We start from the raw sequence: 12,229 nt of genomic DNA, 5'->3' as shown, positions 1-12,229 counted from the left end.
CCCACCGAGGCGACCTCCGGAATGTCCAGGAGCAGCTTCTCGGCGATGAGGCCGACGCGGTTGCTCTCGGAGAGCGAAATCCCCGGGTTGAACGTCGTGTTGACGGTGAACGAGCCCTCGTTGAAGGGCGGGAGGAAGGCGCGCGGCAGGTTCCAGGCGGCGATCCCGGCCGCCACGACGGACAGCGCCACCGTGGCGACGAGCAGGCGCTGGTGCCGGAAGGCGACGCCGAGCAACCGGGCGTTACCCCGCTTGAGCCAGCGCAGCAGGGCGCTGTCGTGCTCGGCCAGGCTCTTGAGGCCGGGCAGCAGGTAGTAGGCCAGCACCGGCGTCAGGGTCACGGACACCAGCAGGCTCGCCAGGATGGAGATGATGTAGGCCTGGCCCAGGGGCGCGAAGAGGCGGCCCTCGATGCCCGACAGGGCGAACAGGGGCACGAACACGAGGACGATGATCATCGTTGCGTAGACGATGCCGGAGCGCACCTCCGAGGAGGCGGCAACCACCACCTCGAAGGTCGAGCGCGGCGAGCCGGCCGCCCGGTTCTCGCCGAGCCTTCGAAAGATGTTCTCGACGTCGACCACCGCGTCGTCGACGAGCTCGCCGATGGCGATGGCGAGCCCGCCCAGGGTCATGGTGTTGATCGACAGGCCGGCGAGGTGGAAGGCCACCGCGGTCGCCAGGATCGAGACCGGGATGGCGGTCAGCGAGATGGCCGTGGTGCGCACGTTCAGGAGGAACGCGAACAGCACGATGGCCACCACCACGATGGCCTCGACGAGCACGCGCTCGACGTTGGCGATGGAGGTCTCGATGAAGTTCGCCTGACGGAACAGGATCTGGTCGGCCTTGATCCCGTTCGGCAGGGTCGCGGTGACCTCCTTCAAGGCGGCCTCGATCTCGCGCGTCAGCTTGACCGTGTCGACGTCGGGCTGCTTCTCGACGGAGACGATGACGCCGGGCTTGCCCATGTAGCCGCCGTCGCCGCGCTTCACCCTCGGGGCGAAGGAGACTTCCGCCACCTGGCGCAGGTAGACCGGCGCGTCCGCGACGTTGGCGACGACGACGCTGCGCAGGTCGTCGAGGCTCATGGTCCGGCCGATGTTCCGGATGAGGTACTCGCGGGCGTACTGGTCGGTGAAGCCGCCGCCGGCATTGGTGCCGAACTGGGTCAGGGACGCCTCAAGCTGGGCGTTGGTGACGCCGAGCGCCCGCATGGCCGCCACGTTCGGGCTTACCCGGAACTGGCGCACCTCGCCGCCGATGGGAATGACCTGGGCGACGCCCGGGATGGTGAGCAGGCGAGGCCGCAGGATGAAGTCGGCGGCCTCGCGCACCTCCATCGGGGTCGCGTTGTCTCCGGTCACCGCGACCAGCAGGATCTGCCCCATGATGGAGGAGATCGGCCCCATCTGGGGCGTGACGTTCGGCGGGAGCTGGTCGCGGACCAGGGTCAGACGCTCGGCGATCTGCTGCCGATTCCGGTAGATGTCGGTGCCCCAGTCGAACTCGACGTAGACGATGGAGAGCCCGACGCCGGAGACCGAGCGCACCCGGCTGACCCCGGGCAGGCCGTTCATCCGGGTCTCGATGGGATAGGTGACGAGCTGCTCCACCTCGGGCGGCGCGAGCCCCTCGGCCTCGGTCATGATGGTGACCGTCGGCTTGTTGAGGTCGGGAAACACGTCCACCGGCAGCTTGGTGGCGGTGAAGGCGCCGTACAGGATCAGGACGGCGGCGACCGCGAGGACGAGCAGGCGGTTGCGCAGTGACTGCGTGACGAGGAAATTGAACATGGGCGTGCCTCCTCAGCGGACCTGATCGAGGAGCTCGGCGCCCTCGGTGACGACGCGCTTGCCCGCGCCCACCCCCTCGGCGACGAGCACGTTGGTCCCGTCGAGGGGCTCGACCCGGACCTGGCGGGCCTCGAAGCGCTCGGCGGCGACGTGCTCGTAGACGATGGCCTGCCCGTTGCCGGAGCGGACCACCGCCGCACGCGGCAGGGCGAGGCCGGACTGCTCGGCGTCCGTGCCGGCGAGCACCGTGAGGAACTGCCCGACCCGCAGGCCGGCGGTGTTGCCCTTGATCGCGAACTGGACCGGGATGGCCTGGTTGCGGTCGGCGAGGCCGGCGCCCTGGTAGACGAGGGATAGGGTGCGCCCGTCGGCGAAGCGGGCCGTGGCGTTCCCAGCCGGCGTGAGGGCGTCGAAGCTCAGGGCCTCGACCCAGAGACGGGTCGGGTCGACGATCTGGAACACCATGGCGCCGGCCGCCGCCATCTGGCCCGCCACCGCGGAGGCCTGCGCGATAACGCCGTCGACGGGCGCGACCAGGGCTTCCGGCTGCTGTCGTGCCTTGTCGAGGGCCGTGCGGCGGTCCTGCAGGCCCTTCAGCTCGGAGAGGGCGTCGTCGAGCTGTGTCTGGGCGACGGCGCCGGTGGTCGCGAGCTTGCGATAGCGCTCCACGCGGCGCTCGACGACGTCGATCTGCTGGTCGAGCTCGCCCTGGCGCTGGCGCATGTCCGAGACGTCGATGGCCTGGACCGGGGGCGTCACGTAGGCCAGCACGTCGCCCTTCCTCACCGTCGTCCCGAGGCGCGGGAACAGGCCTGAGGACGGCGGCGAGAGCCGGCCGCCGACCGAGGATTGCACGACGCCGCTGGCGTTCGGGTCCGGGATCACGCGTCCCGGCAGTTCGACCGTCCGGTGGAACGTCGCCTGCTCCGTCATGGTGGTGCGCAGGACCAGGAGGCGCTGGGTCGGCTTGGGCACGAACACGGAGCCGTCGGGCAGGCGCTGGGCAAGGTCGGACGACGGCTGCGCGGGGTCGAGCAGGGCCGCGCCTTGAACCGGGTCGCCCTTGGACGGGGTGCCGTGGTCCTCGTCGCCATGGGCGAAGGCCACGGTCCCGAGCGCCAGGGTCACGAAGACCGCCATGACGGCCACGGCGGGAAGGCTGCGCCGGCCCCGCATGAGCACGGTGAGCAGCATGCCGAGGAGGAAGGCGGCCGCCGCGGTCAGCATCAGGACGGGGTCCTTGGCCGCGAGGCGGGCCTTCAGGTCGGCGACGGCGGCGGACGCCTTGGCCATGGCGGTGCCGGCCGGCGCTGCGGCCGGGGCGGCGACGGGCGCCTGGGTCTGCGGGATGGACAGCGGGACGGTGAGGACGTCGACCGCCTCCCCGGCGGTGACGGTCACCAGGAGGTCGTGCGATCCCGCCTGCGCGAGCCAGGGCGCGGGAAGCACGTAGGCCGCCTCGGCGGTCTCGGTGGCGGTCCTCTGCCCCTCGGGCGTCTCCACCTCCAGGACTGCGCCGCGGACGGGTTCGTTGGTCCGGAAGCGGTCGAGGTAGAACGTGACCTTCCCGTCCCGTGGGATGGCGGTCAGCTCGAACGCGTCCGACGCGGCCTCGCCGCGCGGGGCGATGGACTTCGAGACGGGCGGGGGCGGTGCGCCGTGGTCGTGCCCCTCATGGGCACGTGCGGGACCCGCCAGCGAAGCGACGGCCAGCCACGCCGCGCCAAGGGCGGCGGCAATACGAAAAGACATGGAAGAGGCATCCTCGCGTTCGAACACCGGACGCACATCCGCGGCTTGCGGACGGAATCCGACCGTTGCGCGCCCTTGGCGCGCCGTTCGTTACGCGAGGGTTCGTGGGGGCCTGGGCAGGGCCTCGGGGCCGAGGCCGGAGCGGCCGTCGATGTCGTGCGTGACCAGAACGACATGCCCGAAGGCGAGCGTCGGCATTGTCATCGGAGCCGAGAGGATGCCAGGAACGCAGCAGGACATCGTCCCGCAGCATGCGCCCTTGCAGGGACCGGGGCAGCAACCCCGACCCGCGTCCTCGGACTGGAGGACGGCGACCCGGGCGGGAACCGCGGCCTTGAGCAGCACGGGCGTTGCATCGACGGCAGCCGCCGACCGACCGACGTCGCGCGGTGCGGGGGCCGCCAGCGGCGCGACGGACGCCTTGGGCGCCCGCGTCATGGCGGCATGGTCATGGCCACCGTGATGATGGCCTTCGTGAGCCTGGACGGCAGACGGCGCGACGTAGGCGATGATCATCACGATCATCGCCGCCATCAGGCGCACGAGTTGCCGGTCGGGTCTCATCGGGATTGCTTACACCGTTTCGATGGGCCGAGGAATACTCGCCCCGGGACACAAATGGCCGAGCGCCGATATTGTTTCCGCTTGCCGGTCGGTCAAGCCGCGGCGGTCAGCGGTTCGACGCCATAGCCCGCGGAACTGACCGCGTCGGTGAACCGCGCCGCATCCGAGGACGACGCGATGGAGACGATGCCTTCGCCCAGGTCGATGTCGACGGTGGCATTCGGATCGACGCCCAGGACCGCGCGCGTAACGGACTTGGCGCAGCCGCCGCAGTTCATTCGAGTGACCTTGAGCCGGATCATGACGGTTCTCCTCTTAGAAGTGACGTCACGGCGATATGGGGCTTCCCATGATGGGAAGGTCAAGAGCTTCTTGTCCGGCGGCAGACGGATACCTCGGAGCGGCTTGTCTTGGCGTGATCTCAAGCTTGGTGCAGGCCCCCGCCCGGCCTATCCCTTGCTCTCAACGTAAGGGGCTGACCATGGGCGTCAATTTCCGTCCACGTGCAGGCCATGAACCGATATGACCTTGACGACCCGGCATGCTCCGATCCGTCCATGCCTGTAAGCCCCGACCATGCGTGGAAGCTCGTCCTTCGGGGCCAATAGCCATCTCCGGCTGACGACCGCCCCTTTTCGCCGTGCCGAGGCGTGCGTATCCGGCGCACGTCGACCAGTCCGGACCAATGACGATCCTAGACCTCGCCAGCGAAAGGACCAACGAGGCGCCTTCGCGTCCGCTGAACCCCGAACAATACACGCGATTATCTCGTGCGCTTCTCATCTTTGGCTAAGCGATACGTCTGAAACACCAAAATAATCTCGGATCGGTTTCCGAACGAAATGCGTTGCTGGCCATACAATGTTTCTAGGAGCACCACGATGAAGCGCAACCTTCTCGCTTACGCCGCCGCCACGACCCTGGCCCTGGCGCCGGTCGGGGCCCTCGCCCAGCACATCGACGTCGGCCCGGGCGGCGTCGGCGTCCATGGCGACAGTCATGGCGAGCGCCACGGCGACCGTCACCATGACGACCACCATGAGGTCGTCCGCGAGCATCACCACCACGACGACCATCACGATGACAACCATGGCAGCGAGCGCCGAACCACGGTCATCGAGCGCCACTGAGCGGTTCGCCGCTCCCAGGTCCGGCAAGATGAACGCGGGTTTCAGACCCCGTTCAAGTCGCCGGACCCATGCTCACGGCATCAATCCTTGAGGAAAGAGCCATGCGAGTCCGCATCCCAGCCCTTCTCGCCGCGACCCTGATCCTCGTCCCTGCCGCCGCATCGGCGCAGTATTACGGGGGCGACTTCGAGAGGCGCGGTCGCGACGTCCATGTCGACCGCTACCATCACGGCGACCACGACGACATCGTCGTGCATCGTCATCGCCGCCACTACGAGGAGCGGCCGGTCTACTACGAGCGTCGCCACCACCATCATCACCATCACGACTATTGAGGCTTGCCTCCCGTCGGGGGCCATCCGGCATGTACGAGTGGCCCGGAATCGTTCATAAGGCAGCCATGAGCGCGGGATCCCCAATTAGGGCCTACGAGGCAATGCGCGGTTGGTGGGCGATCGCCGTCCGCGCGCTCTCGCTCGTGCTCGCCCTGGCGCTTGTCGCTCCCGGAACCATCCATTCCGCAGAGGTCCATCGCTTCGCCGGTGCCGAAGTGTCGATGTCGGCTTATTCCGACGCGGCTCCGGCAAGCCATGCTGATGGCTGCCTGACCTGTCACGCAAACTGCGGATGCCACCAAGCCATCAATCCCGAGGGACCGGCTTTGGCGCTGAGCGCCATGACCAAGCGGCCGACCTACGCCCTCGTGGACGCGACTATGGTTTCGGTCTCGCCGGACCGCCTTCCGAGGCCTCCCCGCGCCTGAGATGGCGTCGTCACGTCCGTGGCGCGCGTCCTCCGACCATCCCAGCGGATGATCGGCCCCCACAGAGCGTGAACAGTACGGAGCACCGAAGCCCAGAGAACGGGCCTTCGTGTTCCAGGCAAACGGCCTCCTTCCATGCGTGCACTTCTGTCCGTGGCCTTCCTGGCCATAGGCATCGCCATCGGCGGTGCCTTCCCGCGTGTGTCCGAAATCGTGCAGGGCGCCCTCGCGACCGCCGGTCTTTCAACGGCCCCGAAGCCTCCACCGACGAACGCCGCCGTATCGAGGCCGGCGTCCGGGAAGGGCGACGAGGGACACGGCGAGCCGGATCACGAGCATGCTTCCAACGAGCGCCCGGATTCGGCGGGCGAGCCGGCGCATGGAGAGGCCGCACATCGGCATTCGGATAACGAGGCCAAGCCCAAGCCGAAGGCCCCCGGCCACGCGCATGCCGAGGGCGAGGCGCACGGCGAGGAGGGCGAGGGCAAGATCAAGATGACGGCCGAACAGGCCGCGGAGCAGGACATCAAGCTGGCTCGCGTCGACGCCGGCATACTCTCGCGCCATCTCCTCGTTCCCGGTTCCATCGTCCAGGATGCCGACCGGATCGCCCGCGTGCCCGCCCGGGTTGCCGGGACGGTGGCGGAAATGCGCAAGCGTCTCGGCGAGGACGTAGCCAAGGGCGAGGTCGTAGCGGTCCTCGATAGCCGCGAGGTTGCAGAGGCCAAGAGCGAGTTCCTGACGGCGACCGTCAAGGCGGACCTGGAGAAGACCAACTTCGACCGCCAGCAAGCGCTCTGGGACAAGCGAATCTCGGCGGAATCGGCCTTTCTCAACGCGAAGGCGGCCTATTCGGAAGCGACCCTTCGCGTCGACCTCGCCCGCCAGAAGCTTTCGGCCCTGGGGCTGAACGCGGCCGAGGTCGCAGTCTCGGCCAAGAAGGACGAGACAACCCCGAACCTGTCGACCCTTCGACGATACGAGCTCAGGTCCCCCCTCGCCGGACGGGTCGTCGAGCGAAAGGTCGACGTCGGCACGAAGGTCGGCAGCGAGGGCGACCCCGCGGACGTCTACACCGTGGCCGACCTGTCCTCCGTGTGGATCGAGCTCTCGGTCCCGACAACCGAGCTGGCGAAGGTGCGAGAGGGCGCCCGGGTGGCCATCGTCGCGGGGGACGACCGCCCTCGCGCAGAGGGCAAGGTCGTCTTCGTGAGCCCGATCCTCAACCCGGAGACGCGCTCGGCCCGTGTCATCGTCTCTTTGCCCAACAAGGACATGGCCTGGCGGCCGGGGACCTTCGTGACGACGGAAGTCGAGATCGCCCAGGATCCCGTCAAGGTCCGACTGCCGAAATCCGCAATCCAGACCATCGGCGGCGAGAAGGTGGTGTTCGCGCGGACCCCGGCGGGGTTCGAGAGAAGGGACGTGACCATCGGCAAGGCCGACGACCAGGCCTACGAGATCCTTTCGGGTCTGAACCCAGGCGACGAGGTCGCGGTGGCCAACTCCTTCGTCCTGAAGGCCGAGCTCGGCAAGGCCGAAGCCGACCACGACCACTGAAGGCGGGCGCGGACATGATCTCGAAGATCCTCGACTTCTCGGTCCACCAGCGCTGGCTCGTGGTGCTCCTGTCGCTTCTCGCCGCCGGCTTCGGCGTCTTCTCGCTGACCAAGCTCCCCATCGACGCGGTGCCCGACATCACCAACAACCAGGTGCAGATTAACACCACGGCGCCGTCGCTCTCGCCGGTCGATATCGAGAAGCAGGTGACCTATCCGGTCGAGACCGCCCTCGCCGGGATCAAGGGCCTGGAATACACCCGCTCGCTCTCGCGGAACGGGTTCTCCCAGGTCACCGCGGTCTTTTCCGAGAAGTTAGACATCTACTTCGCCCGGCAGCAGGTGGCGGAGCGCATCAACGAGGCGAAGTCGACCCTGCCGCCCGGGGCAGAGCCCCACATGGGCCCGATCTCGACCGGCCTGGGCGAGATCTACATGTGGTCCATCCACTACGCCAAGCCCGAGGAGCGCAAGGTCTCCCCGGACGGCAAGGGCGGGTGGCAGTCGGACGGAAGCTACCTGACCCCCGAGGGCCAGCGGCTCACGACCGAGCTGGAGCGCACGGCCTACCTGCGCACCGTTCAGGACTGGATCATCCGCCCCCAGGTGAAGACCGTGCCGGGGGTCGCCGGCGTCGACAGCATCGGCGGCTTCGACAAGCAGTACCACGTCCAGCCCGACCCGATGAAGCTCACCGCCCTCGACCTGTCCTTCGCCGACATCGCCCGGGCGCTGGAGGCCAACAACGCCAACCAAGGCGCACGTTACCTTGAGGACAACGGCGAGGGCTACGTAGTGCGCGCCGCCGGCCGCCTTGAGACCATGGAGGACATCGGCTCCGTCGTAGTGACGACGCGCGGCGGCGTGCCGGTCCGCATCTCCGACATCGCAGAGGTTCGGATCGGGCGCGACCTGCGCACCGGCTCCGGCAGCGAGGACGGGCGCGAGGTGGTGATCGGCACCGCCCTGATGCTCATCGGCGAGAACAGCCGGACCGTGGCGGCCGGCGTCGACGCTCGCATGACCGAGGTCCGGCGCACGCTACCGCCCGGCATCCAGGTCCAGACCGTGCTCAACCGTACGGTCCTCGTCGAGGCCACCATCAGGACCGTCGCGAAGAACCTGGCCGAGGGCGCGGCCCTCGTCGTCGTCATCCTGTTCCTGTTGCTGGGCAACATCCGCGCGGCCATCGTCGCTGCCCTCGTCATCCCGGTCGCGATGCTGATGACCATGACCGGCATGGTCCAGGGCCGCATCAGCGCCAACCTGATGAGCCTCGGCGCCCTCGACTTCGGCTTAATCGTCGACGGGGCCGTCATCATCACCGAGAACGCCCTGCGCCACCTGGCGGAGCGGCAGGGGGAGCTCGGGCGCAAGCTCGAACTGGAGGAGCGCCTCGTCACGGTGAGGGCCTCGGCCGAGGAGATGATCAAGCCCTCCCTCTACGGGCAAGCTATCATCATCCTCGTCTACGTGCCGCTCCTCACCTTCACTGGTGTCGAGGGCAAGATGTTCGAGCCGATGGCACTCACCGTCATCATCGCCCTTCTCTCGGCCTTCGTCCTGTCGCTGACCTTCGTGCCGGCGATGATCGCCATCGTCATCACCGGCAAGGTGACGGAGAAGGACAACGTCCTCATCCGCGGGATCAAAGCCGCCTACCGTCCGGTCCTCGGTGCCGCCCTGCGGGTCCCGATGACTTTCGTCGCGGTTGCCCTGGTGCTGCTCGTCGGGGCCGGGTTCCTGTTCACCAAGCTCGGGCAGGAGTTCATCCCGCAGCTCGACGAGAAGAGCATCGCGCTGAACGCCCAGCGCATCCCGTCGACCTCGCTCACCCAGTCGCAGGCGATGCAGCTGAAGGTCGAGCAGGCCGTTAGTCGGTTCCCCCAGGTCGCCTACGTCTTCTCGAAGACCGGCACCGCCGAGGTCGCCTCGGACCCCATGCCACCGAGCTCGTCCGACACCTTCGTCATTCTGAAACCGCAGGAGGAATGGCCCGACCCCGACCTGTCCAAGGCGGACTTGCAGGAGCAGATCGAGAAGGCCCTGGGGTCGCTTGCCGGCAATGTCTACGAGTTCTCCCAGCCCATCCAGCTTCGCTTCAACGAGCTCCTGGCCGGCACCCGCGGCGACCTTGCCGTAAAGGTGTTCGGTGAGGAGTTCGAGCCGATGCTCAAGACCGCCAACCAAGTCGCCGCGATCCTGCGCGGGACGGAGGGGGCCGACGACGTCAAGGTCGAGCAGACGGCCGGCCTGCCGTTCCTGGAGATCAAGATCAACAAGACCGAGGCCGCGCGCCTCGGCCTGAGCACGTCCGCAATCCAAGACGTCATCGGGGCGGCCATCGGCGGCCGCGAGGCCGGCATGGTGTTCGAGGGGGATCGCCGCTTCCCCATCGTCGTGCGGCTGAACGACAAGGTTCGCGAGGACCGCGAGGCCCTGGAGAACATCCCTGTTCCGTTGCCCCCGGGCGCCAATGGGCGGGCCTCCTCCGTGCTCCTGAAGCAGGTGGCGAGCTTCTCTGTCACCGAGGGCCCGAACCAGATCTCGCGGGAAAATGGTCGGCGCCGCGTCGTGGTCACCGCCAACGTCCGGGGCCGCGACATCGGCTCGCTCGTCGCCGAGGCGCAGGCCAAGGTCGCGTCCGGGGTGCAGCTTCCGGCCGGCTACTACGTGACCTGGGGCGGACAATTCGAGAACCTGGCCTCGGCCCGCCAGCGACTGATGGTGGTCGTGCCGGTCTGCTTCTTCCTGATCTTCCTGCTTCTGTTCTCGGCCCTGAACTCGGCCAAGGACGCCTTACTCGTGTTCAGCGCGGTGCCGCTGGCGCTCACCGGCGGCATCGCCGCCCTGTGGCTGCGGGGAATGCCGTTCTCCGTGCCCGCGGCGGTGGGTTTCATCGCCCTGTCGGGGGTGGCGGTCCTCAACGGCTTGGTGATGCTGACGTACATCAAGCAGCTCATCGCGGAGGGGAAGCCCCGGCGCGAGGCGATCCTCGAAGGCGCGATGACCCGGCTCCGACCGGTGGCGATGACCGCCTTGGTGGCGTCCCTCGGGTTCGTACCGATGGCGTTGGCGACCGAGACGGGGGCCGAGGTCCAACGGCCGCTCGCCACCGTGGTGATCGGAGGCCTCATCAGCGCGACCCTGCTGACGTTGGTCGTCCTGCCGGCCCTGTACGCACGCTTTGCCGGAGCGGTCCTGCCGTCGGGGGGCGCCCGGCCGGTTGGTGCCGGCCAAGCGAGGCACCAGGTCGAGGTCGCGGCGGAGTGAGGCAGCCCCCACCGGACGGAGCCCTGCCATGAACGTCGCCGCGCTGCTCCTCGCCTGCTTCCTTGGAATGGGCGGAACCTCCGCGGCGAGCGACCAAAGCTGCGTGATCCCCGGCCGTTTTCCCTTGCGAAGCGGCTTCATGCCGTCCCCGACGGTCTCCGTGCCCGAACCCTGCGGCTATTCCCTAGGGCACGCCGGTCCTTGCCAGGTCGGACAGCCGGGCACCATGGCGATGGATACCCCCGAGCCGGCCAAGCCGGAAGAAGCGCCGTTCGGGCTCTCGTGGGGGCCGCTGACGGAGGTACCAAAACCCTCGATGGTGGACCGGGAAGGCAACATCACCGCCCTGATCTACTTCCATGACCGTCCCCCCTCGGCCGGACGGGACACCGACCGGGTCGTCCTGGAGGTCTGCAAGGACGAGGGCCTGCAGCAAGTCATCTGGCTCAGCCGCCCCTTCTCCGACGTGGAACTCCCGGCCCGTTACGCCGCCATCCTCCAGGAAGGCGTTCAACGCCATGGAACGCCGCGGGAGGGTGACGCTCCGGGAACCGTCGCATGGCCTGCGGCTCGGACTTTCCTGGCGGTCCGGACATCGGCTTCGGGGGACCGGCGCCTCTTGATGGTTTCCCAGGGCGGGCGCTACGCGGGATGCTCGGCCACCCACGAGGCCATGACCGGCCATCCGGCCGGCGTGCACGCTTCCAGGCTCCTCGATCCCGATGGTAACGGACGATGATGGCGATGCCGGCTGTGCTTTCGGGCGTCTTCGTGATCCTGGCGCAGGCGCCGGCCACGAAGATCGTGGGCATCGGCGCATCCACCTGCGCGCGCTTCATCCATGACATCGGGGAAGCGCCGGAGAGGGAGCGGGATTACCTCGCCTGGGCCCAGGGGTTCATGAGCGGGGCGCTGATACGGGCACCCGAAGGCATCGACGAGGGCCTCGACTTGGCGCCGGCCTCGATGCCACTGAGCGCGCAGGCGAACTTCCTCCGGGCGTTTTGCCGGAAAAGTCCCTCCCTCGACTACATGGACGCCGTGCATGCCCTTTACCGGCACCTGAGGACGCAACAGACCCTCTAGCAAGGCTCCGGAATCGACACGGTGGGGAGACAACAGGGGGCGGGGCGGTACGGCCGCCCTCGAAGTGCCAGGTAGGTCCCCGGACTTAGGAATGCCCAATGGCCGGCAAGAAGGCTGCGCGAAATGAGAATGTTTGGGGGCGAGGCAATCCACGGCGTCGGCGGCGGGTGCGGCCGCACGTTCGCAAGGCGGCTTTACGCTCCTTCGCCTGGGTGCTGCTCCTCGTTCCTGGCGTTTGGATCCTGCTCTATCTCCTTGGCTCCATGACGTGAGCGCCGCTGGACCGATGGGCGATCACCCCCATCG

General features: G+C 68.1%; 11 protein-coding genes. 7 read left to right on the top strand and 4 right to left on the bottom strand.

Features of this window, described 5'->3' with window-relative positions; translation table 11 throughout:
- From K2X24_RS13585 to K2X24_RS13570, 4 genes are all read right to left on the bottom strand, one after another.
- Positions 1-1,796 (bottom strand): efflux RND transporter permease subunit (locus tag K2X24_RS13585; RefSeq protein ID WP_292498923.1); only part of this gene is annotated, 1,796 nt, incomplete at its 3' end.
- Between the two features lie 12 nt (positions 1,797-1,808).
- On the bottom strand, positions 1,809-3,548 hold the full coding sequence (locus K2X24_RS13580; RefSeq protein ID WP_091972256.1) for an HlyD family efflux transporter periplasmic adaptor subunit: 1,740 nt from the start codon (positions 3,546-3,548) through the stop codon (positions 1,809-1,811).
- A gap of 90 nt (positions 3,549-3,638) precedes the next feature.
- Positions 3,639-4,112, bottom strand: a complete 474-nt coding sequence (locus K2X24_RS13575) for a hypothetical protein (protein WP_056355079.1) — start codon at positions 4,110-4,112, stop codon at positions 3,639-3,641.
- A 92-nt stretch (positions 4,113-4,204) separates the two neighbouring features.
- Positions 4,205-4,414, bottom strand: a complete 210-nt coding sequence (locus K2X24_RS13570; protein WP_056355076.1) for a heavy-metal-associated domain-containing protein — start codon at positions 4,412-4,414, stop codon at positions 4,205-4,207.
- Positions 4,415-4,993: 579 nt separating this feature from the next.
- Here K2X24_RS13570 and K2X24_RS13565 point away from each other — a divergent pair.
- The 7 genes from K2X24_RS13565 to K2X24_RS13535 all read left to right on the top strand — a co-directional run bounded on the left by K2X24_RS13565 (position 4,994) and on the right by K2X24_RS13535 (position 11,923).
- A complete protein-coding gene (locus K2X24_RS13565) occupies positions 4,994-5,242 on the top strand; it encodes a hypothetical protein (protein WP_056355073.1) in 249 nt (82 codons plus the stop codon).
- A gap of 101 nt (positions 5,243-5,343) precedes the next feature.
- On the top strand, positions 5,344-5,577 hold the full coding sequence (locus tag K2X24_RS13560) for a hypothetical protein (protein WP_082487856.1): 234 nt from the start codon (positions 5,344-5,346) through the stop codon (positions 5,575-5,577).
- A gap of 29 nt (positions 5,578-5,606) precedes the next feature.
- Positions 5,607-6,005, top strand: coding sequence for a hypothetical protein (locus K2X24_RS13555; RefSeq protein ID WP_292498922.1), 399 nt, complete (start codon positions 5,607-5,609; stop codon positions 6,003-6,005).
- A 135-nt stretch (positions 6,006-6,140) separates the two neighbouring features.
- A complete protein-coding gene (locus tag K2X24_RS13550) occupies positions 6,141-7,565 on the top strand; it encodes an efflux RND transporter periplasmic adaptor subunit (RefSeq protein ID WP_264051095.1) in 1,425 nt (474 codons plus the stop codon).
- Between the two features lie 14 nt (positions 7,566-7,579).
- On the top strand, positions 7,580-10,837 hold the full coding sequence (locus tag K2X24_RS13545) for a CusA/CzcA family heavy metal efflux RND transporter (protein ID WP_056355065.1): 3,258 nt from the start codon (positions 7,580-7,582) through the stop codon (positions 10,835-10,837).
- 28 nt (positions 10,838-10,865) lie between these two features.
- Positions 10,866-11,576: a hypothetical protein gene (locus tag K2X24_RS13540; RefSeq protein WP_056355062.1), complete on the top strand. Its 711-nt coding sequence runs from the start codon at positions 10,866-10,868 to the stop codon at positions 11,574-11,576.
- Between the two features lie 5 nt (positions 11,577-11,581).
- Positions 11,582-11,923: a hypothetical protein gene (locus K2X24_RS13535; RefSeq protein ID WP_056355304.1), complete on the top strand. Its 342-nt coding sequence runs from the start codon at positions 11,582-11,584 to the stop codon at positions 11,921-11,923.
- Positions 11,924-12,229: the final 306 nt, after the last annotated feature.

The organism is Methylobacterium sp., assembly GCF_019750675.1.
In the GTDB taxonomy this organism is placed as follows: Bacteria; Pseudomonadota; Alphaproteobacteria; order Rhizobiales; family Beijerinckiaceae; genus Methylobacterium.
Note: the sequence above shows the minus strand (reverse complement) of the source record. Positions and strands in the feature narration are given on the sequence as shown.

Bases quoted from the DNA above. Each gene is read 5' to 3' on its own strand.
- K2X24_RS13535 (WP_056355304.1), top strand. From the start codon at position 11,582: ATGCCGGCTGTGCTTTCGGGCGTCTTCGTGATCCTGGCGCAGGCGCCG.
- K2X24_RS13565 (WP_056355073.1), top strand. From the start codon at position 4,994: ATGAAGCGCAACCTTCTCGCTTACGCCGCCGCCACGACCCTGGCCCTG.
- K2X24_RS13550 (WP_264051095.1), top strand. From the start codon at position 6,141: ATGCGTGCACTTCTGTCCGTGGCCTTCCTGGCCATAGGCATCGCCATC.
- K2X24_RS13555 (WP_292498922.1), top strand. From the start codon at position 5,607: ATGTACGAGTGGCCCGGAATCGTTCATAAGGCAGCCATGAGCGCGGGA.
- K2X24_RS13575 (WP_056355079.1), bottom strand. From the start codon at position 4,112: ATGAGACCCGACCGGCAACTCGTGCGCCTGATGGCGGCGATGATCGTG.
- K2X24_RS13545 (WP_056355065.1), top strand. From the start codon at position 7,580: ATGATCTCGAAGATCCTCGACTTCTCGGTCCACCAGCGCTGGCTCGTG.
- K2X24_RS13580 (WP_091972256.1), bottom strand. From the start codon at position 3,548: ATGTCTTTTCGTATTGCCGCCGCCCTTGGCGCGGCGTGGCTGGCCGTC.
- K2X24_RS13560 (WP_082487856.1), top strand. From the start codon at position 5,344: ATGCGAGTCCGCATCCCAGCCCTTCTCGCCGCGACCCTGATCCTCGTC.
- K2X24_RS13570 (WP_056355076.1), bottom strand. From the start codon at position 4,414: ATGATCCGGCTCAAGGTCACTCGAATGAACTGCGGCGGCTGCGCCAAG.
- K2X24_RS13540 (WP_056355062.1), top strand. From the start codon at position 10,866: ATGAACGTCGCCGCGCTGCTCCTCGCCTGCTTCCTTGGAATGGGCGGA.